We start from the raw sequence: 26,687 nt of genomic DNA, 5'->3' as shown, positions 1-26,687 counted from the left end.
CAAAAACGTGACTTATTTCGCAATGCAACATGCAAACACGCATGCCTGCTGCAAAGATTTCACTGGCGAACTTTTTGATCCGCATTACCTTGTGTCCGAGGGCGAAGTTCGTCCGGTAGAAAAAGGAGCGCCTATGGCCTGGAAAGCACCGAAAATCGTCGAAGTGCCGGTCGGCATGGAAATCAACATGTATGCGTGCGCCGCCCGCAAGTAACCGGCAGCGACCGCAAAGGCTTTAGCGAGGTGGAATCCCGGGCCTGACACGTTCCCGAAAGCGGAACTGTGTCTTTGGCCCGGAGCCACCTCGTAGCGTTTGACATCACCGTTTGTGCCCAAGTCTTGAATTTGCCAGGAGACGGATCATGCTTCGCGTCGTCGTCCTGGGCGCCGCGGCAGGCGGCGGCGTTCCGCAGTGGAACTGCGGATGTCCGGTGTGCCGGACGGCCCGCAACGAACATCCCGAACTTCAGAGCACGCAGGCCTCGATCGCGGTCAGTGCCGATGGCGAGCACTGGTTCCTGATCAACGCCTCGCCCGATCTGCGCCAGCAACTGACCGCGACGCCGCAGCTTCATCCCAGGGCAGGCCAGCTCCGTCACAGTCCGATTGCGGGCGTCATCCTGACCAATGGCGAGATCGACGCGGTCGCAGGCCTGTTGTCGATGCGCGAGGGATCGCCCTTCACTCTCTATGCGCATGAGCGGGTGCTTGCGATCCTCAAATCCAACAGCATCTTTAATGTGCTGAGCGAAAAGAATGTGAAACGCCAGCCGATCGCGGTCGACCGGGCGTTCGAACCCGCATTGCCCGATGGTTCGCCATCCGGCATCGAAATCCTCCCCTTCGAGGTGCCCGGAAAGGGCGCATGGTATCTCGAGGGCAAGGCGCATCCGGCCGGCGGCAGTGGTGTGGGCGATACGCTTGGGCTTCGCATCCTGGACAAAGCCAGCGGCAAATATCTCTATTTCCTTGCCGCCTGCGCGCGGGTGACCGACGATCTGAAGGCGCGGCTGAAAGGCGCCGCACTGGTGTTCTTTGACGGCACGGTGTGGCGCGACGACGAACTGGTTGCCGCGGGCCTCGGCAACAAGACCGGGCAAAGCATGGGACACATCTCGATGTCAGGCGAGGACGGCGCGATCGCAAGCCTTGAAGGACTCGACATCGGGCGCAAGATGTTTTTGCATATCAACAACTCCAACCCCGCCTTGCTGCACGGCTCGGACGAGCGCAAAACCGCCGAGCAGGCCGGCTGGCACATCCCCGCCGATGGAATGGAGATCACACTGTGAGCGTCGTGCCCGTCACCAGAATGACCGCGCTATCGATCGGCAAAGGCATTTCGCTCAATAACGCCGAGGAACTGGAGGCGACGCTGCGTCACATCGGCGCGACGCGCTATCACAACCTGCATCCGTTCCACCGGCTGCTGCATGGCGGCAAGCTCAACAAGGGCCAGGTGCAGGCCTGGGCGCTGAACCGTTATTTTTACCAGAGCACGATCCCGCTCAAGGACGCGATGGTGATCTCGCGGTTCCGCGACCGCGCGACCCGCGTCGAATGGCGGCACCGGATCGAGGACCACGACGGCGATCTCGGCTCCGAAGGCGGTATCGAGCGCTGGCTCAAGCTGACCGAGGGCCTCGGGCTCGACAGCGCCTATGTGGAATCGACCGAAGGCATCCTTCCCGCGACGCGCTTTGCGGTCGAGGCCTACGTGCATTTCTGCCGCGACAAGACGCCGCTCGAGGCGATCGCCTCCTCGCTGACGGAACTGTTCGCGCCGAACCTGCATGAAGAGCGCATCTCGGGCATGCTGCAGCACTATGATTTCGTCAATCCGGACATCATGAGCTATTTCAGCCGCCGCCTGCAGCAGGCGCCCCGCGACGCCGGATTCGCGCTCGATTACGTCAAGGCGCACGCCAGGACGCCGGCGGAACGCGAGGCGGTCTGCAACGCCCTGATCTTCAAGACCAATGTGCTATGGGTTCAGCTCGATGCGCTGTATCATGCCTATGTCGAGGGCCACATACCGCCCGGCGCGTTCGTGCCTCAAGAGGGCTGAAGCCGAAGCCAATAACCAGGAACTAGCGATCGATGGCAGTAAGCCGCAACATCAGTGTCAGCGAGGCGAGCCGGCCGAAATTGCCGCGGCACGCCAAGCTGAAATTTGATGAGACGCGGCAGGTCTGGGTGATCCTGGCGCCCGAGCGCGTGCTGGCGCCGGACGAGATCGCAGTCGAGGTGCTGCAGCTTTGCGACGGTGTTCGCAGCGTCTCCGACATGATCGATCAGCTGACCGCCAAATACGCCGCGCCCCGCGAGGCAATTGCAACCGACGTCGTCGCCATGCTGCAGGACCTCGCCGACAAGGGCTTTCTCACCGAAGCGCGCGAGAAGACGTCATGAGCGACATTCTCACCGACGGCAAAGCGGCAACCGCGCCCCATGACGGGCTCTCGGTGCTGGAGCAGCGGCGCTCGACGGCGGAGACGTTCGGCATCCCGCTCGCGGTGCTGGCCGAGCTGACGCACCGCTGCCCGCTGCAATGCCCCTATTGCTCCAATCCGCTCGAACTCGACCGCGGCGGCACTGAGCTGACCACCGAGGAATGGAAGAAGGTTTTGACCGAGCTCGCCGAAATCGGCGTGCTGCAGATCCATTTCTCCGGCGGCGAGCCGACCGCGCGCAAGGATCTGGTCGAACTGGTCCAGCACGCCAGCGACGTCGGGCTCTACAGCAACCTCATTACTTCCGCTGTGTTGCTGACACGCGAAAAACTGTCCGCTCTGGCCGATGCCGGGCTGTGCCACGTGCAGATCAGTTTTCAGGGCAACGAGCCCATGGTGGCCGACCGCGTGGCGGGCCTGAAGAAGTCGCATGAGAAGAAGCTGGAGGTCGCGAAGTGGACGCGCGAACTCGACCTGCCGCTGACGGTCAACGCCGTCATGCACCGCCAGAACCTGCATCAGCTGTCGGACATTATTCAGATGGCGGTCGATCTCGACGCCGACCGGCTCGAGGTCGCCAACGTGCAGTATTACGGCTGGGCGCTGAAGAACCGCGCCGCCTTGATGCCGACCGTGGCACAGATCGAGGAGACCAGCCGCATCGTCGAGGAAGCCGAAGTGCGGCTGAAGGGCATTCTCGCGATCGACTACGTCGTGCCGGATTATTACGCGCTGCGGCCGAAGAAATGCATGGGCGGCTGGGGCCGGCAATTCTTCAACATCTCGCCTGCCGGCAAGATCCTGCCGTGTCATGCCGCCGAGAGCATCACCGGACTAGAATTCCTTTCGGTGCGATCCAATCACTCGATCGCGTGGATCTGGCAGAATTCCGAAGCCTTCAACCGCTATCGCGGCACCGGCTGGATGCCCGAGCCCTGCAAGAGCTGCGAGTTCCGCGAAGTCGATTTCGGCGGTTGCCGCTGCCAGGCCTTTGCGCTGACCGGCGATGCCGGCAATACCGATCCGGCCTGCACGCTGTCGCCGATGCATGAGCAGATCTTCAAGCAGGCCGAGCAGGAAGCAGCCTCCGACAATAACCGTTTCCTCTATCGCAATTTCGCCGGCGGCACGCTGGAGGCGGAAGACAAGCATGGCGCCTGACGCCGACGCCGGAAAATCCGCCAAACGCGCCGATCCGTTTGCACCGCTGACCTCGGAGCAGCTCGATGTCGGCGATGGCCACGACGTCTATGTCGAGAGCGTCGGCCGTATCGGCGGCATTGCGGCGGTCTATCTGCATGGCGGGCCCGGCAGCGGTTGCCAGCCCGATCACCGCCGGCTGTTCGACCCTGAAAGATTCCATGCCGTGCTGTTCGACCAGCGCGGCGCCGGCCGCAGCCGCCCCAAGGGCCGGCGTGAGGACAATACCCTGCCGCATCTGATTGCGGACATGGAGAGAATTCGCGAGAAATTCGGTTTTGAGCGCTGGATGATCGTCGGCGGCTCCTGGGGCGCGACGCTGGCGCTGGCGTATGCGCAAGCGCACCCCGACCGCGTCACCGGCATCGTGCTGCGCGCCACCTTCCTCGGCACCCGCAAGGAAATCGAGGATGGCTTCCTCGAGGTGCTGCCGCGCTTCTATCCGGCGCTGCACGCGGAGTTCCTCGACGTGTTGCCGCCAGCGGAACGCACGCACCCGATCGACGCATATTTCCGCCGGATTCTTGATCCCGACACCGGCGTGCATGGCCCGGCCGCACGGGCATGGGGCGAGACCGAACGTATCCTCTCCGAGCACACGCCGGGCCGCGCCCGGCTCGATCCGGTCAATTCGTCGCGCGCCCTGCCCGCCACGCCGTTCATGGAAGCGCATTATTTCGCCAATGACTGCTTCATGAGGCCGAACCAGCTGATCGAAGAGGCCGGCAGGCTTGCTGACATTCCCGGTATCATCGTGCAGGGCCGTTATGATCTGCTGTGCCCGCCGGCGACCTCGCATGCGCTTGCCGCAGTGTGGCGCGAGGCCGAAATTCGCCTGGTCGAAGGCGCCGGTCACACGCTGTACGATCCCGGCGTCCGCGACGCCGTGATGAAAGCAGTCGCGGATATGGCTTCCAAGATTACCAGATAGGGATTTTCGAAATGCCGATAGCCGGAAAAGGCATGCTGCTGACGTCGATGAACATCGATGCCGCCGACGAGGCCGAATTCAACCGCTGGTACGACCGCGAACATCTCGAAGAGCGCGTCGCGATGCCGGGCTTCCTCGAAGCGCGGCGCTATGTCGCGCACGAAGGTGACCCGAAATATCTCAGCCTCTATTCCACCGAAACCATCGAGGTACTGGACAGCCCGTTCTACCGCACCGCGCTCGCCAATCAGACTGCCTGGTCGAAGGCCAACATTGCCCGCTTCAAGAACATGATCCGGGGCGTTTCGCGTATCACCATCAGCCGCGGCACCGGCCGCGGCGCCGCGCTCGGCATCATCCGGCTGCGGCCGCCCGCCGGCGGCGAGGATAAATTACGTACCGCACTGCGGGATCAACTCGATCCCGCAGAACTCGACGGCATCATTTCCATGCACCTGCTGGAGAACGATCCGGCGCTGTCGAAACCGATCACTGATGACCCCGCAGCGCCCAATCCGGGCGCCGGCGACTGGTTCGTGCTGATCGACGCCACCGATGTCAGCGCGGTTCCGGCGGCCGCGGCGCGCTTCAACGACAATGCCGCAATCAAGCCGCTGGTGGTGACGAGCGGCGTTTACCGGCTGATGTGGGATCTCGCGAAGAGCGATCTGCACCGCGCGTAACATTGGCGACAACGCCGTGCACTCATGCTGCACCGCCACATAGCATCAGCGAATATTAACGTTCACACGTGCCATGCATGAAAGCTGGCAATCGCGCAAATTTGCCTTTGTGACTCGTCTGGAATGGCTCTAAGCTCCGATAAGATAAACCTATGATCCAATTCAAAAACCACAAGAACGCCTACTGAGCGTTCAGGCAACAAGGCCGCGTTCGGATTGCTGACGCGGAAAGGTAGGAATGAAACCGACTGACATCTCGGCGCCGGACTACTTTCACAAAGTGGTTGATTGCCAATGGGCCTGCCCCGCTCACACGCCAGTTCCCGAATACATCCGTTTGATTGCCGAGGGGCGTTATAGCGACGCCTACATGATCAACTGGAAATCGAATGTGTTTCCCGGAATTTTGGGACGCACCTGCGATCGCCCGTGCGAGCCGGCCTGCCGCCGCGGCCGCGTCGAGGAAACACCCGTTGCGATCTGCCGGCTGAAGCGCGTCGCCGCCGACTTCAAGGACGACGTCAAGCACCGCATGCCGAAGGTATCGGCGAAGAACGGCAAGCGCGTCGCGCTGATCGGCGGCGGTCCCGCTTCGCTTGCGGTGGCGCGCGATCTTGCGCCGCTCGGCTATCACTGCACGGTGTTCGACGCCGATCCCAAGGCGGGCGGAATGATGCGCAGCCAGATCCCAAAATTCCGGCTGCCGGATTCGGTGATCGACGAAGAAACCGATTACATCCTAAACCTCGGCATCGAGTTCAAGGGCGGTCACCGCATCGACAGCCTGAAGCAGCTGATGGCTGAAAATTATGATGCGATTTTCGTCGGTTCCGGCGCGCCGCGCGGCCGCGAACTCGACATCCCCGGCCGCAAGGAGGCCGCCGCTAATATCCATATAGGCATCGAATGGCTGGCTTCGGTTTCGTTCGGCCATGTCGAGAAGATCGGCCGCCGCGTGATCGTGCTCGGCGGCGGCAACACCGCGATGGATTGCTGCCGCACCGCGCGGCGCCTTGGCGGCGAAGACGTCAAGGTGATCGTGCGTTCCGGCTTTGAGGAAATGAAGGCGAGCCCATGGGAAAAGGAAGACGCCATTCACGAGGACATTCCGATCCTCAATTTCATGGTGCCGGTGGGATTCAAACATGTAGCCGGCAAGCTCATCGGCGTCACCTTCCAGAAGGTGAAGGCGGAATATGACGCCAAGGGCCGGCGTAACCTGGTGCCCGCGGGCGAGCCGGACCAGACCATTCCCTGTGACGACGTGCTGGTCGCGGTCGGGCAGGAAAACGCCTTCCCCTGGATCGAGCGCGACTGCGGCATCGAGTTCGACAAGTGGAACATGCCGCAGGTCGATGCCAAGACGTTCGCATCGACCAATCCGAAAGTCTTCTTCGGCGGCGATGCGGCGTTCGGCCCCAAGAACATCATCTGGGCGGTGGCGCACGGCCATGACGCCGCGCTGTCGATCCACAAGATGCTGTCCGGCGAGGATATCACCGAGCGCCCGCTCCCCGAGGTGCACGTCTCCTCGCAGAAGATGGGCATCCACGAGTGGAGCTACGACAACGACATCTCCGGCGACAAGCGCTACAAGGTGCCGCACCGCGACAAGGTGATTGCGCTCAAGGACATCCGCGCAGAGGTCGAACTCGGCTACGACGTCAAGCTCGCGCTCGGCGAGGCGCAGCGCTGCCTGAACTGCGACGTGCAGACGATTTTCAGCGCGCCCGCCTGCATCGAGTGCGACGCCTGCGTCGACATCTGCCCGATGGATTGCATCACCTTCACGGAGAATGGCGAGGAAGAGGATCTGCGGACCCGGCTGAAAGCACCCTCACCGCGTCACGACCAGGCGCTTTATCTTGCCGACGGGCTCAAGACCGGGCGCGTCATGGTGAAGGACGAAGACGTCTGCCTGCATTGCGGGCTCTGCGCCGAGCGTTGTCCCACCGGAGCCTGGGACATGCAGAAGTACCTCATCGATATGACTCACGCGGGATCAACATGTCAGTCCAAAGCCCGATCAGCAGCGTAAACGACTTCGTCGTCCGTTTCGCCAACGTCAACGGCTCGGGTTCGGCCAGCGCCAACGAGCTGTTCGCGCGCTCGATCCTGCGCCACGGCGTGCCGGTGAGCCCGCGCAACATTTTTCCCTCCAACATCCAGGGACTTCCGACCTGGTACGAGGTGCGGGTGACCGAGGAAAGCCATCTCGGCGCCCGCGGCGGCGTCGACATGATGGTGGCGATGAACCCGCAGACCTGGGACAAGGACGTCGCCTCGATCGAGCCCGGCGGCTATCTGTTCTACGATTCCACCAAGCCGATGCCCACGTCGAAGTTCCGCGCCGACATCAACGTCATCGGCGTGCCGCTGACCGCGATCACCAACTCGACCTATACCGATCCGCGCCAGCGCCAGCTGTTCAAGAACATCATCTATCTCGGCGCGATGTGCGCCCTGCTCGACATGGACCCGAAGATCGTCGAGCAATTGATATCAGAACAGTACAAAGGCAAGGAAAAGCTTCTCTCCTCGAACGTCCACGCGCTGCATCTGGGCCGTGACTGGGCGCTGCAGAACCTGAAATGCCCGATCGGGCTGCAGGTGAAGAAGGCCGACAAGGTCGGCGACCGCATCTTCATGGAAGGCAACAGCGCGGCCGCGCTCGGCGCCGTCTATGGCGGCGCCACCGTCTGCGCCTGGTATCCGATCACGCCGTCGTCGTCGGTGGCGGAAGCCTTCACCAGCCATTGCAAGAAGCTGCGGCACGACCCCGAAACCGGCAAGGCCAAATACGCCATCGTGCAGGGCGAGGACGAGCTCGCATCGATCGGCATGGTGATCGGCGCTTCCTGGAACGGCGCGCGCGCCTTCACCGCGACTTCCGGACCCGGCGTCTCGCTGATGACCGAGTTCATCGGGCTTTCGTATTTTGCCGAGATTCCCGGCGTGATCATGAACATCCAGCGCGCCGGTCCCTCGACCGGCATGCCGACGCGCACCCAGCAATGCGACATCATCGCCTGTGCGTACGCTTCGCACGGCGACACCAAGCATATCCTGCTGTTCCCGGAAGACCCGGCCGAAGCGTTCGAGTTCGCGGCGCAATCGTTCGATCTCGCCGAGCGGCTGCAGACCATGATCTTCCTGATGCTCGACCTCGACATCGGCATGAACCACCGGCTCTGCCGTCCCCTGAAGTGGGACGATTCCAGGCAATATGACCGCGGCAAGGTGATGACCGCGGAGATGCTCGACGAGCCCGGCCGGGATTTCGGCCGTTATCTCGACGTCGACGGCGACGGCATTCCCTACCGCACCTATCCCGGCACGCATCCGACCAAAGGCTCGTTCTTCACCCGCGGCACCTCGCGCGACCGCTATGCGCGCTACTCGGAAGAAGGCGCGGTTTACGCCGACAACATGCAGCGGCTGGTGCGCAAGTTCGAGACCGCGCAGGACATGGTGCCGCGGCCGCTGCAGGCCAACGCCACCAAGCCGACCAAATACGGCGTGATCTATTTCGGCTCGACCGCGCCGGCGATGGACGAGGCGATCGGCCTGCTGGAGGCGCGCGGGCACCAGCTCGACCGCATGCGCATCCGTGCGTTCCCGTTCCACTCCAGCGTCGCCAGCTTCATTGCCGACCATGACTTCGTGTACGTCGTCGAGCAGAATCGCGACGCCCAGCTGCGCCAGTTGATCGTCAACGAGAACGGCATCGATCCGGTGCGGCTGGTGCCGATCCTGCACTATGACGGCACCCCGATCACCGCGCGCTTCATCGCCAGCGCCATCGGCGACCATCAGGACCATCTGAAAGTGACTCCTCTCCGCAAGGCCGTGTCATGACCTACATTGCAAAACCGAAATTCCACCATCCCGGCCTGCCGAAGAACGATCTCGGCTACACCCACCGGGACTACGAGGGCAAGATTTCGACGCTGTGCGCCGGCTGCGGTCACGACTCGATCACCGCCTCGATCATCGAAGCCTGCTTTGAGCTATCGATCGAGCCGCATCGCGTCGCCAAGATCTCCGGCATCGGCTGTTCCTCGAAAACGCCGGATTACTTCCTCGGCAATTCGCACGGCTTCAACTCGGTGCACGGCCGCATGCCGTCGGTCCTGACCGGCGCCAACCTCGCCAACCGCGACCTGATCTATCTCGGCGTCTCCGGCGACGGCGACAGCGCCTCGATCGGCTTCGGCCAGTTCGCCCATTCGATCCGGCGTGGCGTCAACATGACTTATATCGTCGAGAACAACGGCGTTTACGGCCTGACCAAGGGCCAGTTCTCGGCCACCGCCGACCGCGGCTCGAAATCCAAGAAGGGTGTGATGAACACCGACAACGCCATCGACCTGGTGGCGATTGCGCTGCAGCTCGGCGCCAGCTTCGTGGCGCGCAGCTTCTCCGGCGACAAGACCCAGCTGGTGCCGCTGATCGCGGCCGCCATCCGCCACAAGGGCGCGTCGTTCATCGACGTCATCAGCCCTTGCATCGCCTTCAACAACCACGCCGGCTCGACCAAGAGTTTTGACTACGTCCGCGAACATAATGACGCGGTCAACCGCCTCGACGTCATAACGGGTCGCGACCCCATCACCGTCGATTATGCCCCGGGCTCGGTGCAGATGGTGGAGCAGCACGACGGCACCAGGCTGGCGCTGCGCAAGATCGACGCCGATTACGACGCCAACGACCGGCTGGCGGCGATGACCTTCCTGCAGAAGCACGCCGCCAAGGGCCAGGTGGTGACCGGCTTGCTCTACGTCGATCCCGACGCCGAAGACATGCACACCCATCTCGACACCGTCGAGACGCCGCTCAATAAGCTGGAAGCCAAGGAATTGTGCCCGGGCTCGTCAGCGCTGGACAAGATCAACGCCAGCCTGCGGTAGGGCATCTAGCCGTCAGGTCGCAACGTCCATGCATCCTGCGATATGAGCATTAGCCTCGGAAGCAGGCATCGGTTGCTTGCGTACAAGCAATCATCGCGACCGCGCTGCCGACAATAAGCCCGACCGGATTCGCTATCCACCGAATCCGACGGGCGTGCTATGGTTGCTCGACCACGCGTCGATAACTTGCCGCCGTAAATTTTCATAATTCATAATTGAGAAGTATGATGAGGCACAAACCTGCCGCGGTTGCCGCGGCCCTGGCGGCAACGATCGTTTGGACCGTCGGCAAAGCAAGCGCAGCCCCCAAAAGCAAGCCGAACCAGATCAAGTACGAGTATGTGTCGCCAAAGGACCCGGCACACCAGCCGATCCACGACCAAATGAGGCAGGGTCGCGCCCTCGAACACCTGCAGGAACTGCTTAGTCCACTCCGCCTTTCCTACCCGCTGACGCTGAAGGTCGCGGGTTGCGATGGCGCCGCAAACGCCTGGTACGGCGACGAAGTCATCACCGTGTGTTACGAAATGCTGGCGGACATCCTGAAGAGCGCGCCACCGCAAGACCTTCCCGGCGGATTATCCCGGGCGGACACGGTGCTGGGCCCAATTCTCGCGGTGTTCCTGCACGAGACCGCGCATGCGGTTTTCAACATGCTGCAAATACCTGTGCTCGGCCGCGAGGAAGATGCCGCCGATCAATTCGCCGCCTACGTCATGCTTCGACTAAGCAAGGACGAGGCCCGCAGAACGATCCTGGGCTACGCCTATCACCATGCGATTCAGATGCCGGGACCGCAGGTCACCGTTCCTATCCAATCGCTTTCAGGTGAACATTCGACGCCGGCCCAGCGAGCGTTCAACATTCTGTGCATCGCCTATGGCGCAGACAAGACGTTGTTTGCCGATGTCGTCGAAAAGGGCTTCCTGCCCAAGGACCGGGCCGAAGTCTGCGCAAGGGAATACGATGACCTCAACTTTGCCATGACAAAGCTGATCAAGCCGCATATTGACCAGCGCCTGGCCGGAAAATTTCACGGAACCTGGGCACGAACCGTCAGCGCCCGTCGCGCAAATCTGGCGCGTCGATAGGATTTGGGGACGCGGGAGCAGCTGACACCCAACCCACCCCGCGGCTGGCCAGCGAATTGCGCCTCGGCTCGTCAGCGCTGGAAAAGATCAACGCCGGTCTGCGGCAGAGCGGAACGTACGAAGAAAGGGTCTGCCGAGTGCAGCCGACCTTATTGTGCGCGTCTCAATGCGGTTGCACTGGTAGCAACGGAAAACCTTGATGAGTGGCTTGGCCCCGATAGCGGGCAGCTTGCCTAACAGCCGCATTTCGGCGTGGCACTTTTCGCATACCCGGATTTCCCGTATTTGCTGGCCCATCTCGATATGATGTGTACGAAACCCGTCGGAACAATGTAGTTTTGCTCCGTAAGACTACGGCAAAAGAAAAGCCGCCCCTGCCGAGAGGGCGGCGATTAATGGAGTTTTAGGCTAGTCGTGCCGATGATCGACCTCAGGTGAACGCTCAAGGAAGAAGTTCCGCCGTGCTCAGAGACGGCACTTATGCGGCATGGTTCAAGACCCCCGTAAGCCAAGGCACTGGCATCGTCCATGTTGCAGACGGCAGGATCTGGGGGCGCGACGGCGTCATGACTTACGAGGGGTCATGCGAAGTCGAGGGAGACCGATTCACCGCGGTCGTGATTACAAGAAAACACACCGACGGGCTGCCAACCGTATTTGGCGATGATCAGGAGCTCGAGCTTAAGCTGCAGGGAACGTGCACCGGCAAGATAGCGACCTACACCGGAACGGCGGCACAGTTCCCGGGCCTGCTCCTGGAGGGAACGCTGATTTACAACGAGCAGACGCGCGCCGCGGAGGCGAGCGAGCCCATACCCACGTTCGATCCGCACAAACTGCCGAAATTACCGACGCGCGGGCGCTGATCGCTCGGGATCGCCGGCGTGGCTACGCCACCGCGGCCAGCCCGCGCGGGTTGGCGACGTATTCCTTCAACACCTTGCCTGTCGCGTCGACCTCGACCAGCGAGACGTTGTAGGTCCAGAGGTCGGCGAGGTGCTGCAGCACGCGCTTGGCATCGGTGTCATTGAGCTGCGCGCCGTTCAGCACCGTGTGGCGCAGCATCAGATGGCGGTCGCCGGCGAGGTCGACATCGACGACTTCGATGTTGGCGTCGATGAAGCCGACGTCGTATGACCGTGACAGGGCGCGGCGCACGCGCCGATAACCGCGCTCGTCGTGGATCGCATCGACCCGGATGCCGGCGGTCTCGGCTGGATCGTCATGCAAGTGGAACATGCGGAAGTGCCGCATCAGCCGCGGTGATAGGAACTGGCTGATGAAGCTCTCGTCGCGGTAATTGGCCCAGACATCGCGGAGGACGCCCATCGTATCGCCCTTGCCGGCGATATCCGGAAACCATTCGCGATCCTCGTCCTCGGGATTGGTCACGATGCGCTCGATATCCTGCATCATCGCAAAACCGAGCGCGTAGGGGTTGAAGCCGGAGAAATATTTACTGTCGAAGTCGGGTTGGAACACGACGTTGGTATGCGACGACAGGAATTCGAGGAAATTGCCGTCGGAGAGCTGCCCCTGCAGGTGCAGCCGGTTCATGATGCGGTAATGGACGTAGGTCGCGGTGCCCTCGTTCATGACCTTGGTCTGGCTCTGCGGGTAAAAATACTGTGCGATGTGCCGCACGATGCGCAGCAGCTCGCGCTGCCACGGCGCCAGGCGCGGCGCGGTCTTTTCCAGGAAGTACAGGATGTTTTCCTGCGGCAGGCCGAGCAGCGCGCGGCGGCGATCGGCGCTCAGCGTTGCCACGCTCTTGACCGGCCCGGTCGGAATGGTCCGCCACAAATCATTGAACACGCTTTCTTCGTGCTGGCGGCGGTACTGGGCCCGCTTCTCCTCGACGCGCAGATCCGGCAGCTTCTTGCCGGGATAGCGGTTGATGCCATGCGACATCAGCGCGTGGGCCGCATCGAGCGTCTGCTCGACCGCCAGCCGGCCGTGACGCTCCTCGCACTGCGCGACATAGGTCTTGGCGAATTCGAGATAATCGAGAATGCCGTCGGCGTCGGTCCACTGCTTGAACAGATAATTGTTCTTGAAGAAATGATTGTGGCCGAAGGCGGCGTGCGCGATCACCAGCGTCTGCATGGTCGCGGTGTTCTCCTCCATCAAATAGGAGATGCACGGCGACGAGTTGATGACGATCTCATAGGCCAGGCCCATCAGGCCCTTGCGGTAGGACGCCTGCTGATAGGCGAAGTGCTTGCCGAACGACCAATGTTTGTAGAACAAGGGCATGCCGACCGAGCAATAGGCGTCGAGCATCTGCTCGGCCGTGATCACCTCGATCTGGTTCGGATAGACATTGAGCCCGAGCTCGGACTCCGCGATCTCCTCGCAGGCGTCATGGATCCGCTGCAGCGTCGGGAAATCCCAATCAGCACCCTGAAACAGCCGTTCGCCTGTCATGGTGCCCTCTCCTGTCTTACGCGGCGCTGGAAGAGATCGTGAAACACCGGGAAGATTTCGCTGCGCTCGCAGACCTTGCGCATCGACAGCGGCGCACCGGCGAGGCGCAGGCGCTCGTACAGCGTCCATAGCGACGAGTCCGGCATCTCGAAAGTCAGCCCGGCATCCTGACCGACCTCGAGATAGGCAAAGAACTGGCTGACGGGCAGAATCTTCTCGGTCAGCAGCCGGCCCGCCACCTCGCCGTCGGACGTGGAGTTGTCGCCATCGGAAGCCTGCGCGGCGTAGATATTCCAGTCCGCCGGGCGGAACCGCGAACGCACGATCTCGTGCATCTCCTGCAGCGCACTCGACACCAGCGTGCCGCCCGATGCCGGGCCATGGAAGAATGTATCCTCGTCCACCTCTTCGGCGCGGTCGGTATGGCGGATAAAGACGATCTCGACATGGCGATAGCGCCGCTTCAGGAAGACATAGAGCAGCGTGTAGAAGCGCTTGGCGAGGTCCTTCATGTGCTCGGTCATCGAGCCCGAGACGTCCATCAGGCAGAACATCACGGCCTGGGCAATCGGCTTCGGCGTGGTCTCGAACCGCCGGTAACGGATGTCGATCGGATCGATGAACGGGATCCGCTTGGCCTTGGCCTTCAGGGTTTCAATCTCGGCCAGCAGTTCGGCGCGGCGCGCCTCGTCGCCGCAAATCAGCAGTTCGGCTTCAAGCGCCGCAATCTCTTCCGGCTTCGGCCGCCGCAGTGCCACCCGCCGCGCCATCGCGCGGCTCACGGTACGGGAAATGGAAATATTGGCCGGCGAACCCGACGTCGCATAACCGGCCCGGCGGATTCCTTCGCTCTCCACCTCGGCAAGCTTGCGCTTGGCGAGATCAGGCAATTCGAGATCGTCCAGAAACAGGTCGACGAATTCCTCGCGGCTGAGAACGAAGCGGAACGCGTCTTCGCTGTCGCCCTCCCCCGCGCCACCGGCCTTGCCGCCCGAGCCGCCCGAGCGCGGCAGGATGTCGCCTTCGATGAACTTCTTGTTTCCGGGAAGTATCATGTCGCGGGTGCCGCCTTCACGGCGGAACCGCGGCTCGTCCATGCCGTCGAGCGGGATGCTGACCTCTCCGCCTTCCAGGACATCCTTGATGTCCCGGTCGTGCGAGGTCTTCTTGACCGCTTGCTGAACCAGCGCCTTCGCCCGGCGCAGGAACCGCTGACGGTTCTCGAGACTCTTGCTGCCCGGATTTAGCCGCCGGTCAACGATGTGAATAGCAACCACTTCGCATCCGCCTCAGCCGGCTTGCTTCACGCGCATATACCATTCGACGAGTCGGCGGACCTGGCGTTCGGTGTAACCGCGGTCCACCATCCGCGCGACGAAATCGTCGTGCTTCTTCTCGGTTTCGCCGTCCTTTTTCGAGCCGAACGAAATGACGGGCAGCAGATCTTCCACTTGCGAGAATATCCGCTTTTCGATCACCTCGCGAACCTTTTCATAGCTGGTCCAGCCCGGATTCTTGCCGCCATTCTGGGCCCGCGACCGCAGCGAGAACTTCACGACCTCGTTACGGAAGTCCTTCGGATTGGCGATACCCGCAGGCTTTTCGATCTTGGTCAGCTCCTGATTGAGCAATTCGCGATCGAGCAATTGTCCGGTGTCGGGATCCTTGAAGTCCTGATCCTCGATCCAGGCGTCGGCGTAATCCACGTAGCGGTCGAACAGGTTCTGGCCATAATCCGAATAGGATTCGAGATAGGCCTTCTGAATCTCGTTTCCGATGAATTCGGCATATCGCGGCACCAGTTCGGCCTTGATAAATTCGAGGTAACGCTTTTCGGTTTCATCAGGGAGCTGCTCGCGACGGATCGACTGTTCCAGCGCATACATCAGGTGAACGGCATCCGCGCCGACTTCCGACGTATCGTGATTGTAGGTTGCGGCGAGCACCTTGAACGCAAAGCGGGTCGAGACGCCGTCCATGCCTTCGTCGACGCCGGCGGCATCCTTGTATTCCTGGACGCTGCGGGCCTTGGGATCGGACTCTTTCAGGCTTTCGCCGTCATAAACCCGCATCTTTGCAAACACGGTGGAGTTTTCGTGACGTCGCAGCCGCGACATGACCGAGAAGCGCGCCAGCGTCTCCAGCGTCGACGGCGCGCAGGGCGCGGCGGCGAGTTCAGAGCCCTGGATCAGTTTCTCGTAGATCTTCTGTTCCTCGGTGACGCGCAGGCAATACGGCACCTTGATGACGCAGATGCGGTCGATGAAGGCTTCGTTGTTCTTGTTGGTCTTGAAGCTCTGCCATTCGGATTCGTTGGAGTGCGCAAGAATGACGCCGGTAAAGGGAATCGCACCGATATTCTCGGTTCCGATATAGTTGCCTTCCTGCGTCGCCGTCAGCAGCGGATGCAGCATCTTGATCGGCGCCTTGAACATCTCGACGAATTCGAGGATGCCCTGGTTGGCGCGGTTCAAGCCGCCGGAATAGCTGTAGGCGTCGGGGTCGTTCTGGGCAAAGGTTTCCAGCTTGCGGATGTCGACCTTGCCGACCAGCGACGAGATGTCCTGGTTGTTTTCATCACCCGGCTCGGTCTTGGCGACCGCGATCTGCCGCAGCCGCGACGGCTGGATCTTGGCGACACGGAATTGCGAGATGTCGCCGCCGAACGATTCGAGCCGCTTGTAGCACCACGGGCTCATCAGCCCGGTGAGGCGGCGGCGCGGAATGCCGTATTTTTCCTCGAGCATCGGCCCGAGTGTTTCCGGATCGAACAGGCTGAGCGGACTTTCGAAGACCGGGCTTAACTCATCACCAGCCTTCAAAACGTAAATGGGGTGAACTTCCATCAACGCCTTCAAACGTTCGGCGAGCGATGACTTGCCGCCGCCGACCGGCCCGAGCAGATAGAGTATCTGCTTGCGCTCTTCGAGGCCTTGAGCGGCGTGCCGGAAGAACCCGACGATGCGCTCGATCGTTTCTTCCATGCCATAGAAGCCGGCGAAGGCCGGATAGGTGCGCATGGTGCGGTTCAAAAAAATACGGCCAAGGCGTTGGTCCCTGGCCGTGTCGATCATCTGAGGTTCGCCGATTGCCGCTAGCAACCGTTCGGCCGCATTCGCATATTTAAGCGGATCGCTTCGACACGATTCCAGATAATCCGCCATCGACATGTCGCTCTGACTTCTGGCTTCGAAGGAGCGGGCGAAGGCGTTGAACAGAGAATCGTTGTACATAGATTCATCTCCTCATGGTTCAGCTATAACGTAGGATGCGCTGGCCAAGTTCCAAGCCCCGGCAAGCCTCCTGCGTATCCAATCGCGAATCACCAACAGCAGATGTGATATCTGACACGCGAGTGACTCCATCACGCAATGCAATAGTCGTGCTAAACGACTCGGCAGCTCAAGAATGTGCTGGAATCCACTGGATCTGTAACCGGCGTGCAACATGCGGCATCCGGAGAAGTACTGGTTTTTCAGGTAGATGAACGAACCTGCAGCATTCGCGCGGTTGAACACGCGCCGCCGCAATGCTTGTAGATTCATTAATGCACGCCGCGCGCGGCGTCCGTTCAGCGCGTTGGACCATAACGGACGATCTGAGATCCAGATCACTCCAGGCTGCGTCATCCTCGGCAGATCATCTCTCTGTTCGGTGTCGTTCGACGAATCCAAACGCGCAAATTCCGTTTCTGGGGCTTATGCCACTCACCACGACGGGTGACGTTTGCGTTCTCGTCGGCATGAAGGCCGTCAAGGCGGCGTTCATTGCGACTGTAATCAAGTCCCGAACGCGGCGAACCGATACAAGAGGCTCGCGCGCTAGTACTTTTGGATTAGTCCGGCGCAACCAATTCGCGGATCCTCCTGAGTGCGGCGCAAAACGAAACCCGCGCTGCCGCCAATCGGCACAGCTGTGCTCCAGGTCACGGTCCGAATTGGACACCGGCCGGGATTTATTGTGCAAGGCACAATGCGGGCAAATCATGGGGCGCGAACGGGCGCATCGCCCAATATTTAGGCAATCGGCTGCCTGCAGCGGTTTCCCGCCAACTGCCTGAAATTGAACGCAGCCGCGGCCACCTGCGACCAATGAGCAGATTGAAGCCACGCCTTGGCGGCGCCTGGCGCCGCACCACTTCGGTGCGGACGGTCGGTGTGTCACGCATTTAGGGACGATCATGAAGCGCATCTTCCTGTGCACCCTCCCGCTGGCCGCGATGGCCTCGCTTGCCGGGCCCAGCCATGCTCAGGACGGCGTCGAGAAGGCAAAAGCTGCCGCCTTCGACAACAGGGTGTTCGCCGGCCCCCTCGGTCAAAAGACCTATGCCTGCTTCGTGCGTCGCTATGACGCCAACCACCTGGCGCAGCACCCCAAGCAAAAAGTCAGCGCCATGAAGCTGCTGGTCACCGCCGAAAATCCGCCGGAAGAGAAGATCACCAATTACTCCTTCCGCATCGGCGTCAAATATCGGCATCGGCCGGGCAATTTCGACTCCAGCGGTTATTGCAACCATGTCGTCACCGAGGACAAAGGCAACGAAATCCACTTCGGCTGCGGCGTCGATTGCGACGGCGGCGGCATCGATATCGCGATGAAGGACGACAAATCAGCCATCATCCAGCTGGAGCGGATCAGGATCTGGGACCGCAACAAGCCCGACGACGATTCCAGCAATGATCTGGTGGCAGGCGCCGACGACAAGATTTTCCGGGTCGACCGCGCCGATTTGCGCGAATGTGCCGAACTCGTGACCGACCGCAAGGAACTCGCGGCGCTCAGGCATAAGTGACAGCTTTTAGGCAATCGAGTTGGAAGACGTCATGCATCGACGCAGCATCTTGTGGGCCACGGCGTCCGCTTTCGGTACCGCCGCCTTTGCTGCCTCGCGCGCCGGCGCGGCGACCGAGGCGCCGCCGACGAAAAAACTGAAAGTGGTCTATCACCTCAACGACCTCGACAAGGTGAGCTTTGTCGTCGGCAACATCCAGAACCATCTCGACGGCGTCGGCGGGCCCGACAACGTCACCATCGCTCTGGTCGTTCACGGCCAGGCGCTACGCGCGTTCCACGCCTCCGCGGCCAATCCCGATCTGGCACGGCATGTCGGCCAGTTCGCCAGGGCCGGAATTGAACTCGCCGTCTGCGGCAACACCATGAAATCCCAGAAAGTCGGCCTCGCCGATCTCTTGCCGGGCTTCATTTCCGCCGATCAGGGCGGCGTGGTGCGCATCGCCGAGTTGCAATCGCAGGGCTATCTCTATCTGCGACCCTGATCGCAATCCGCGATCGTGATCGCAATCTGCGATCGTGACCGCGGCGTCCGCTTTCCCGTCACAAAATTGTGCTGGATTTCGGCAACTTCCCGGGCGCTCGTCCCGCGGATCGAACTGACATAAATGGCGTTATCCCACCGGACACACCCTTTCCGACCAGCAGCCATTCAATCGACTTGCCGTCCACTTGCCATCCAATTGTTGACATTCCCGCCTCGCACCCGAAAGCTGCCGGGGAACCCGAAACCGACGACCGGACAGAACAGGCATCATGAATCCCGTCAAAGCACTCGAAAACCACGGTCAGGCCGTCTGGCTGGATTTCCTCGCCCGCGGCTTCGTCGCCAAGGGCGATCTGAAGAATTTGATCGACACCGATGGCGTCAAAGGCGTGACATCGAACCCCGCGATCTTCGAGAAAGCCATCGGCAGTTCGGACGAATATGACAGCGCGATCGGCCAGGCGCTGAAAAAGGGCGACCGCCCGGTCGCCGATCTGTTCGAACATGTCGCCATTGAAGACATCCAGAACGCCGCTGACGTGTTGTGGCCGGTCTACGACCGACTGAAGGGCGAAGACGGTTTCGTCAGTCTCGAGGTCTCGCCCTATCTGGCGATGGACACCAAAGGCACCATCGCCGAGGCCGAGCGGCTGTCGAAGGACGTCAAGCGCAGGAATTTGATGGTGAAGGTGCCGGCGACGCCGGAAGGCCTGCCTGCGATCGAGCATCTGATCGGCGAAGGCATCAGCATCAACATCACGCTATTGTTCTCGCAAAAGGTCTATCGCCAGGTGGCGGAAGCCTATCTCGACGGGCTGGAGAAACTCGTCGCTGAGGGTGGTGATCCCTCGGGTGTGGCCAGTGTCGCCAGCTTCTTCGTCAGCCGGATCGACAGCGCCGTCGACAAGCAGCTCGACGAGAAGATCGCAAAGGCCAACGACCCCAGCGAAAAGGAACGCCTGAGCGCGCTCAAGGGCAAGGTCGCGATCGCGAACGCCAAGATGGCCTATCAGGACTACAAGGGCCTGTTTTCGGGCGCACGCTGGGACAAGCTCAAGGCCAAAGGCGCAAAGCCGCAGCGGTTGCTGTGGGCCTCGACCGGCACCAAGAACAAGGACTACAGCGACGTTCTCTATGTCGAGGAACTGATCGGCCCCAACACCGTCAACACCGTGCCGCCGGCGACGCTGGACGCATTCCGCGATCACGGCAAGGTGCGTGACAGCCTTGAAGAAAATGTCGAGGACGCCCGACGGGTACTGGAGGAATTGGAAAAGTCCGGCATCTCGCTCGACGCGATCACGGCCGAATTGGTCACGGACGGTGTCAAGCTGTTCGCCGACGCCGCCGACAAGCTCTATGGCGCGGTCGCCCACAAGCGCGCGGCGTCGCTCGGCGCAGGCATCGACAGGCAGCAATTGGCGCTTGGCGACGGCATCAAGAAAGCCGTCGAGAAGAGCACCGAGGAGTGGCGGGCGTCAGCAAGAATCCGCCGGCTCTGGCACAAAGACAAATCGGTCTGGAGCAACGACGACGAAAATAAGTGGCTGGGCTGGTTGAACAGCCCGGCTGCCGCTGATGTCGCCGACTACGAGGATTTTGCCCGGCGCGTGAAGGGACAGAACTTTTCGGACGCCATCGTGCTCGGCATGGGCGGATCGAGCCTCGGTCCGGAAGTGCTGGCGGAAACATTCCCGAAGAAATCCGGCTTCCCGAAACTGCACGTGCTCGACTCCACCGACCCCGCGCAGGTCCGCGCGACGGAGAAGAAGGTCGACCTGGCAAAGACCCTGTTCATCGTTTCCAGCAAATCCGGCGGCACTACCGAGCCGAATGCGATGAAGGATTATTTCTTCGATCGCGTTGCCAAGACCATCGGCGCCGACAAGGCCGGCCATCGCTTCATCGCGGTGACCGACCCCGGCTCATCGCTGGAGAAGGTCGCGACCAAGCAGGGTTTCGCCCGCATCTTCTACGGTGATCCCTCGATCGGCGGACGCTACTCGGTGCTGTCGCCGTTCGGGCTGGTGCCGGCGGCGGTCGCCGGCATCGATGTCAAAAGCCTGATCAAGCACACGCTGGCGATGGTGCGCTCCTGCGGCGCCGACGTGCCGCCGCACGAAAACCCGGGTGTGCAGCTCGGCCTTGCGCTCGGCCTCGCCGGGCTCGAAGGCCGCGACAAGGTGACGATATCCTCGTCGAAGAAGATTGCCGATTTCGGCGCCTGGGCGGAGCAATTGATCGCGGAGTCCACCGGCAAGGACGGCAAGGGCCTGATCCCGATCGACGGCGAGCCGCTCGCCGATCCCGCCATCTACGGCGACGACCGCTTCTTCATCGATATCCGAACCGAAGGTGAAGTCGATGCGGCACACGACGACAAGCTGGCCGCCCTCGAGGCCGCCGGGCATCCGGTGGTCCGCATCGTGATGAAATCGATCGACCATATCGGCCAGGAGTTCTTCCGCTTCGAGATGGCGACCGCCGTCGCCGGCGCCATCCTCGGCATCAATCCGTTCAACCAGCCTGATGTCGAGGCGGCCAAGCTCAAGACGCGCGAACTGACTGCGGCGTTCGAGAAGACGGGTTCGCTGCCGGCCGAGCAGCCGGTGGTCGCAACCGCCGAGGCCGACATCTACACCGACGAAGCCAATGCAGCCGCGCTGCGCAAGGCCGGCGCCAATGGCACTCTGGAATCCTGGATCAAGGCGCATCTGACGCGTCCCGGCAGCGGCGACTATTTTGCGCTGCTGGCCTATATCGCGCGCGACGGCGGCTCGATCGACACCCTGCAGAAGATGCGGCTGGCGGTGCGTGACGTCAGGCATGTCGCGACCTGCGCCGAATTCGGACCGCGCTTCCTGCATTCGACCGGCCAGGCCTACAAGGGTGGACCCGACAGCGGCGTGTTCCTGCAGATCACCGCCGACGATGCCAAGGACCTGGCCGTGCCCGGCCAGAAGGCGAGTTTTGGCGTCGTAAAGGCGGCCCAGGCGCGCGGCGATTTCGACGTGCTGACCGAACGCGGCCGGCGCGCATTGCGGGTTCATCTCAAGGGCGACCTCAAGCCGGCGCTTGCCGCGCTGGATGCCGCGATATCGGAAGCGCTCAATTAGGGAAGTATTGGCATGCAGCTTGGCATGATCGGCCTCGGCCGGATGGGCGGCAACATCGTGCGGCGGCTGATGAGGAACGGCCACACGTCGGTGGTCTACGACAAGGACGCCAAGGCCGTTGCCGCGCTGGCCGCCGAGGGCGCCGCCGGCGCCGAGACGCCGGAAGCGTTCGTGGCGAAACTGGAGAAGCCGCGTACCGCCTGGGTGATGCTGCCGGCCGGCAAGATCACCGAAGCCACCATCGAAGCACTCGCCAAACTGATGGAGCCCGGTGACGTCATCATCGACGGCGGCAACACGTTCTGGCAGGACGACGTCCGCCGCGGCAAGGCGCTGAAAGAGCGCGGGCTGCATTATGTCGACGTCGGCACCAGCGGCGGCGTCTGGGGCATCGAGCGCGGCTATTGCATGATGATCGGCGGCGACAAGGCCGTGGTCGACCGGCTCGATCCGATCTTCAAGACGCTGGCGCCGGGCATCGGCGACATTCCGCGCACCGGCGGCCGCGACGGCCGCGATCCCCGCATCGAGCAAGGCTATATCCATGCCGGCCCCAGCGGCGCCGGCCATTTCGTCAAGATGATCCATAACGGCATCGAGTATGGGCTGATGCAGGCCTATGCCGAGGGTTTTGACATTCTCAAGAACGCCAATATCGAGGCGCTGCCCGCCGAGCATCGCTTCGATCTCGACATTGCCGATATCGCCGAGGTGTGGCGGCGCGGCAGCGTGATCCCCTCCTGGCTGCTCGATCTCACTTCGTCGGCGCTCGCCGAGAACCAGACGCTGGATAATTATTCCGGCCATGTCGAGGATTCCGGCGAAGGCCGCTGGACCGTCAATGCCGCGATCGACGAGGCGGTGCCGGCCGAGGTGCTGACGGCCGCGCTCTATGCCCGCTTCCGCTCGCGCAAGGACCATACATTCGCGGAGAAGATCCTTTCCGCGATGCGCGCAGGCTTCGGCGGTCACAAGGAGCCGCCGAAGAAGCCGGACTCGAAGGCTTAACGCCCATGGCGGTCGGCAAACTGGCACAGACGAAACCCGATCCCTGCTCCTTCGTCATCTTTGGCGTCACCGGCGATCTCGCGCATCGGCTGGTGATCCCGGCCCTCTACAATCTGGCGGCAGCCGATCTGCTGCCGGAAAAGTTCTGCGTCGTCGGGATAGCCCGCAAGGGCATGACCAGCGACCAGTTGCGCGACAGCCTGATGAAGGGCCTGCATCAATTCGCCACGCGCCAGGTGGACGAGGAGATCGCGATGCGCCTGCTCGCATGCGTCACCTGCATCGAGGCTGACCCGAGGGATCCCGCCTCGTTCGACGCGATGGGCGAGCAACTCGACAAACTGGAAGCCGCGCGAAACACCCAGGGCAATCGCCTGTTCTACCTCGCGACGCCGCCGAGCGCCTTCCTGCCGATCAGCCGCGAACTCGGCCGCACCGGCATGCTGGTCGAGAACGGCACATGGCGGCGGCTGGTGGTCGAAAAGCCGTTCGGCACCGATCTGGCATCGGCAAGAGAGCTCAACAGCGAGCTCCTGAAGCTGGTCGAAGAGCATCAGATCTACCGGATCGATCATTATCTCGGCAAGGAGACCGTCCAGAACATCCTGGTGCTGCGCTTTGCCAACGGCATGTTCGAGCCGATCTGGAACCGCAACCATATCGACCACATCCAGATCACGGTCGATGAAAAGCTCGGCGTCGGCCATCGCGGCAGCTTTTATGACGCGACCGGCGCGTTGCGCGACATGGTGCCTAACCATCTGTTTCAACTGCTGTCGCTGGTTGCGATGGAGCCGCCATCGAAATTCGACGCGCATTCGGTGCGCTCGGAGAAGGCCGACGTGCTGGCCGCGATCCAGACCCAGAGCGAGCAGGAAGCGCTGCACAATTCGGTGCGCGGGCAGTATCGCGCCGGCATCGTCGGCGACACCGAGATCGAGGACTATCGCAGAACGAAGGACGTCAAGCCCGTCAGCACCACGGAGACCTATGCCGCACTGAAACTGACCATCGACAACTGGCGCTGGGCCGGCGTTCCCTTTTACCTGCGCACCGGCAAGGCGCTCGGCATCAAGCGCACCGAGATCGCCATCAAGTTCAAGCAGGCGCCGTTCGCGATGTTCCGCGACACGCCGGTGGACCGGCTCTCGCAGAATTACCTGATCATCTCGACCGAACCGACCGAAGGCATCGCGCTGCAGTTCAACACCAAGGTGCCGGGTCCGACCATCAATATCGACGGCGTCGAGATGAAGTTTCGCTACAAGGATTATTTCCAGGCCGAGCCATCGACCGGCTATGAGACCCTGATCTACGACTGTATGATCGGTGACAACATCCTGTTTCAGCGCGCCGACAGCGTCGAGGCCGGCTGGCGCGCGGTGCAGCCCTTTCTCGACGCCTGGAAGAACGCCGGCGGCAAGGGCCTGAAGGTCTATGAACCCGGCAGCGAGGGCCCCGAGGAGGCCAACGACCTCCTGGAGCGCGATGGCCGAAGCTGGCGGAAGCTCAGTTAGAGATATGTCGAACGACAATCGCCATGTGATGACAGTTGCCGATCCGGCCGCGATGGCCGAGGCCGCCGCGGAGCGGGTCATCGCGCGGATATCGGAAAACGCCGGCCGCGTCGCAATCTGCCTGACCGGCGGATCGAGTCCGAGACAGCTCTATCAGTTGCTCGGCACTGACCCCTGGCGAAGCCGGATTCCGTGGCAGCGCGTGCACTGGTTCATCGGCGACGAACGCTTCGTTCCGGCAGATGATCCTCTCAACAACATGGGCGTGGCACGGAAAACCTTTCTGAACCAATGTGCGCCGGCCGCCAACGTCCATCCAATCCCGACGAGTACAGCCGACCCCACCGATCCCGGTCGCGGTGCTGCGCTCTATGAGGGCGAACTGAAAGTGTTCTACGGCGCCGATGCCCTCGACCCGGCCCGGCCGCTGTTCGATCTCGTGCTGATGGGCGTCGGGCCCGACGGCCATACCGCGTCGCTATTTCCCGGCGATACCGCGCTCGACGAGGTCAGGCGCTGGGTCGTCGGCGTTCCCAAAGCGAACGTCGAACCGTTCGTCCCTCGCATCACGCTCACTTTGCCGACGCTCGCTTGCTGCCGCGAAATGCTGTTCGAGATCGCAGGATCAGACAAACGCGCGATCTTGACGCGCGTGTTCGCAGGCGAGAACCTGCCGGCAAACCGCGCGCGATCCAGCGGCGAGACGATCTGGCTGGTGGATCAGGCGGCGTTGCCGGAGAGTTTTCGTGCGTGATGCGGCAAGCCCCTGCGCGCTGGTGGTGATGGGCGTCTCCGGCTCGGGCAAGAGCACCATCGCTGAAAGCCTGGCCGCGCGGCTGGGCTGGCGCTACGAGGATGCGGACAAATTTCACCCGCCCGCCAATGTCGCGAAGATGAGCGCGGGCCAGCCGCTGACGGATGAAGACCGCTGGCCCTGGCTGCAGGCGATTGCCGACGAGATCGACCGCCTCTCGGCGGCCGGACAACGCGCTGTTGTCGCCTGTTCGGCGCTCAAGCGCAGCTATCGCGACATTCTCGTGCATGGACGCGGTGATATCCGCATCGTCTTCCTGAACGGGACGCAGGACCTGATCGCGGACCGGTTAGCTGCCCGCAAGGGCCATTTCATGCCGCCGGGGCTGCTCGCCAGCCAGTTCAGGACGCTGGAGCCGCCGCAACCAGGCGAACGTCCCATTACGGTGTCGATTGCCGCGCCGATTGAAACCATCGTGGACGATATTGTCCGTCAATTGGAAGTGCCCTCATGAGCCGCATTGCACTTGTCGTTTCCGATGTCGATGGCACGCTGTTGACCAAGGACAAGATCCTCACCGACGACGCAAGGAACGCCGTGCGCGCGCTGCACGCCGCCGGGATCGGCTTCACCATCGTCTCAAGCCGCCCGACCATCGGCATGGGCTTTCTGATCGAACCACTTGCGATCACGCTGCCGGTCGGCGCCTTCAACGGCAGTTCGATCGTCAATGCGAAGCTGCAGCCGATTGAACAGCATCTGATCGCACCCGCGGTGGCGCAACGCAGCCTCGATGTGCTCAAAGAATTCGGCGTCGATATCTGGCTGTTCAGCAACGAGCGCTGGTATACGCGCAATCCGGACGGCGAATACGTTCCGCACGAGATACGGGCGATCAAGGCCGATCCGACCATCATCGCGGATTTCACGCCGCATCTGCTAGAGGCCTGCAAGATCGTCGGTGCCAGCTCGGACGCGGCGCTGCTGGCGCGCTGCGAAGCGGCAATGCAGCAGGCCGTGGGTACAGAGGCCACCGCGGTTCGCTCGCAGACCTATTACCTCGACGTCACCCCCGCGGGCTACGACAAGGGCACCTTCGTCGAGAACATCGCCAAACGGCTCGGCATTTCCTTCGACGCCGTCGCCACCATCGGCGACATGCAGAACGACCTGCCAATGTTTGCCAGGAGCGGCATGTCGTTTGCGATGGGAAACGCGGCCGATGACATCAAGCAGCGCGCCACGCATGTGACCGATACCAACGAACGGGACGGCTTTGCCCGCGCGATGGAGACGATTCTGAAGTTCGGCTAGATCGA

The 26,687-nt window shown here is 62.0% G+C and carries 24 protein-coding genes; 20 read left to right on the top strand and 4 right to left on the bottom strand.

Annotation, left to right across the window (positions count from 1 at the left end):
• The first annotated feature begins 133 nt into the window (after window positions 1–133).
• The 12 genes from pqqA to JQ574_RS21085 all read left to right on the top strand — a co-directional run bounded on the left by pqqA (window position 134) and on the right by JQ574_RS21085 (window position 12,134).
• Window positions 134–214, top strand: coding sequence for a pyrroloquinoline quinone precursor peptide PqqA (gene pqqA, locus JQ574_RS21140; RefSeq protein WP_012029362.1), 81 nt, complete (start codon window positions 134–136; stop codon window positions 212–214).
• Window positions 215–362: 148 nt separating this feature from the next.
• Window positions 363–1,292, top strand: a complete 930-nt coding sequence (gene pqqB / locus JQ574_RS21135; protein ID WP_212206434.1) for a pyrroloquinoline quinone biosynthesis protein PqqB — start codon at window positions 363–365, stop codon at window positions 1,290–1,292.
• A 20-nt stretch (window positions 1,293–1,312) separates the two neighbouring features.
• Window positions 1,313–2,068 (top strand): pyrroloquinoline-quinone synthase PqqC, encoded by a 756-nt coding sequence (pqqC, locus tag JQ574_RS21130; RefSeq protein ID WP_212295476.1) that lies wholly within the window; start codon window positions 1,313–1,315, stop codon window positions 2,066–2,068.
• 32 nt (window positions 2,069–2,100) lie between these two features.
• Window positions 2,101–2,412 carry a pyrroloquinoline quinone biosynthesis peptide chaperone PqqD gene (pqqD, locus tag JQ574_RS21125; protein ID WP_212206429.1) on the top strand — a complete coding sequence of 104 codons (312 nt, stop codon included), beginning with the start codon at window positions 2,101–2,103 and terminating at the stop codon, window positions 2,410–2,412.
• A complete protein-coding gene (gene pqqE, locus JQ574_RS21120; protein ID WP_212206427.1) occupies window positions 2,409–3,614 on the top strand; it encodes a pyrroloquinoline quinone biosynthesis protein PqqE in 1,206 nt (401 codons plus the stop codon). The genes pqqD and pqqE overlap by 4 nt, the downstream gene beginning before the upstream one ends.
• A complete protein-coding gene (gene pip / locus JQ574_RS21115; protein ID WP_212206425.1) occupies window positions 3,604–4,584 on the top strand; it encodes a prolyl aminopeptidase in 981 nt (326 codons plus the stop codon). Before pqqE ends, pip begins: the two co-directional genes overlap by 11 nt.
• An 11-nt stretch (window positions 4,585–4,595) precedes the next feature.
• The gene (locus JQ574_RS21110; protein ID WP_212206423.1) at window positions 4,596–5,267 is read left to right on the top strand and encodes a DUF4286 family protein; all 672 of its coding nucleotides are present in this window, start codon (window positions 4,596–4,598) and stop codon (window positions 5,265–5,267) included.
• 238 nt (window positions 5,268–5,505) lie between these two features.
• On the top strand, window positions 5,506–7,305 hold the full coding sequence (locus JQ574_RS21105) for an FAD-dependent oxidoreductase (RefSeq protein WP_212206421.1): 1,800 nt from the start codon (window positions 5,506–5,508) through the stop codon (window positions 7,303–7,305).
• The gene (locus JQ574_RS21100) at window positions 7,275–9,125 is read left to right on the top strand and encodes a 2-oxoacid:acceptor oxidoreductase subunit alpha (RefSeq protein ID WP_212206412.1); all 1,851 of its coding nucleotides are present in this window, start codon (window positions 7,275–7,277) and stop codon (window positions 9,123–9,125) included. Before JQ574_RS21105 ends, JQ574_RS21100 begins: the two co-directional genes overlap by 31 nt.
• Window positions 9,122–10,177: a 2-oxoacid:ferredoxin oxidoreductase subunit beta gene (locus JQ574_RS21095; RefSeq protein ID WP_212206410.1), complete on the top strand. Its 1,056-nt coding sequence runs from the start codon at window positions 9,122–9,124 to the stop codon at window positions 10,175–10,177. Before JQ574_RS21100 ends, JQ574_RS21095 begins: the two co-directional genes overlap by 4 nt.
• Window positions 10,178–10,401: 224 nt before the next feature.
• Window positions 10,402–11,268 (top strand): DUF4344 domain-containing metallopeptidase, encoded by an 867-nt coding sequence (locus JQ574_RS21090; RefSeq protein WP_212206403.1) that lies wholly within the window; start codon window positions 10,402–10,404, stop codon window positions 11,266–11,268.
• A 461-nt stretch (window positions 11,269–11,729) separates the two neighbouring features.
• Entirely contained in the window at window positions 11,730–12,134 is a 405-nt protein-coding gene (locus JQ574_RS21085) for a hypothetical protein (protein WP_212206401.1), read from the top strand.
• 22 nt (window positions 12,135–12,156) lie between these two features.
• Here the strand turns inward: JQ574_RS21085 and JQ574_RS21080 are convergent, their stop codons facing one another.
• Genes JQ574_RS21080 through JQ574_RS21065 form a run of 4 tightly spaced genes read right to left on the bottom strand, consistent with a single transcriptional unit; the run spans window position 12,157 to window position 17,369 of the window.
• Complete coding sequence (locus tag JQ574_RS21080; RefSeq protein ID WP_212206399.1) at window positions 12,157–13,695, bottom strand: SpoVR family protein; 1,539 nt, start codon at window positions 13,693–13,695, stop codon at window positions 12,157–12,159.
• On the bottom strand, window positions 13,692–14,963 hold the full coding sequence (locus JQ574_RS21075) for a YeaH/YhbH family protein (protein ID WP_212206870.1): 1,272 nt from the start codon (window positions 14,961–14,963) through the stop codon (window positions 13,692–13,694). The genes JQ574_RS21080 and JQ574_RS21075 overlap by 4 nt, the downstream gene beginning before the upstream one ends.
• A 21-nt stretch (window positions 14,964–14,984) precedes the next feature.
• Window positions 14,985–16,928 carry a PrkA family serine protein kinase gene (locus tag JQ574_RS21070; protein ID WP_192740101.1) on the bottom strand — a complete coding sequence of 648 codons (1,944 nt, stop codon included), beginning with the start codon at window positions 16,926–16,928 and terminating at the stop codon, window positions 14,985–14,987.
• A gap of 12 nt (window positions 16,929–16,940) precedes the next feature.
• Window positions 16,941–17,369, bottom strand: a complete 429-nt coding sequence (locus JQ574_RS21065; protein ID WP_212206397.1) for a hypothetical protein — start codon at window positions 17,367–17,369, stop codon at window positions 16,941–16,943.
• A gap of 506 nt (window positions 17,370–17,875) precedes the next feature.
• Between JQ574_RS21065 and JQ574_RS21060 the strand changes: the two genes are divergently transcribed.
• The 8 genes from JQ574_RS21060 to JQ574_RS21025 all read left to right on the top strand — a co-directional run bounded on the left by JQ574_RS21060 (window position 17,876) and on the right by JQ574_RS21025 (window position 26,682).
• Window positions 17,876–18,487: a hypothetical protein gene (locus tag JQ574_RS21060; RefSeq protein WP_212206387.1), complete on the top strand. Its 612-nt coding sequence runs from the start codon at window positions 17,876–17,878 to the stop codon at window positions 18,485–18,487.
• Window positions 18,488–18,518: 31 nt separating this feature from the next.
• Window positions 18,519–18,971 carry a DsrE family protein gene (locus JQ574_RS21055; protein WP_212206385.1) on the top strand — a complete coding sequence of 151 codons (453 nt, stop codon included), beginning with the start codon at window positions 18,519–18,521 and terminating at the stop codon, window positions 18,969–18,971.
• Between the two features lie 271 nt (window positions 18,972–19,242).
• Window positions 19,243–22,089: a bifunctional transaldolase/phosoglucose isomerase gene (locus JQ574_RS21050; protein ID WP_212383821.1), complete on the top strand. Its 2,847-nt coding sequence runs from the start codon at window positions 19,243–19,245 to the stop codon at window positions 22,087–22,089.
• Window positions 22,090–22,101: 12 nt separating this feature from the next.
• A complete protein-coding gene (gnd, locus tag JQ574_RS21045) occupies window positions 22,102–23,097 on the top strand; it encodes a phosphogluconate dehydrogenase (NAD(+)-dependent, decarboxylating) (protein WP_212206381.1) in 996 nt (331 codons plus the stop codon).
• A 5-nt stretch (window positions 23,098–23,102) separates the two neighbouring features.
• Entirely contained in the window at window positions 23,103–24,614 is a 1,512-nt protein-coding gene (gene zwf, locus JQ574_RS21040) for a glucose-6-phosphate dehydrogenase (protein WP_212206379.1), read from the top strand.
• 4 nt (window positions 24,615–24,618) lie between these two features.
• Window positions 24,619–25,368, top strand: a complete 750-nt coding sequence (pgl, locus tag JQ574_RS21035) for a 6-phosphogluconolactonase (RefSeq protein ID WP_212206377.1) — start codon at window positions 24,619–24,621, stop codon at window positions 25,366–25,368.
• A gap of 28 nt (window positions 25,369–25,396) precedes the next feature.
• Window positions 25,397–25,882, top strand: coding sequence for a gluconokinase (locus tag JQ574_RS21030; protein ID WP_212206868.1), 486 nt, complete (start codon window positions 25,397–25,399; stop codon window positions 25,880–25,882).
• Window positions 25,879–26,682, top strand: a complete 804-nt coding sequence (locus JQ574_RS21025; protein WP_212206369.1) for a Cof-type HAD-IIB family hydrolase — start codon at window positions 25,879–25,881, stop codon at window positions 26,680–26,682. Before JQ574_RS21030 ends, JQ574_RS21025 begins: the two co-directional genes overlap by 4 nt.
• Window positions 26,683–26,687 lie beyond the last annotated feature (5 nt).

The sequence above is a fragment of the Bradyrhizobium sp. AUGA SZCCT0158 genome (assembly GCF_018130065.1).
Lineage (GTDB): Bacteria > Pseudomonadota > Alphaproteobacteria > Rhizobiales > Xanthobacteraceae > Bradyrhizobium.
The sequence above is the reverse complement of the archived record's forward strand: the minus strand, read 5'-3'. Positions and strand labels throughout refer to the sequence as shown.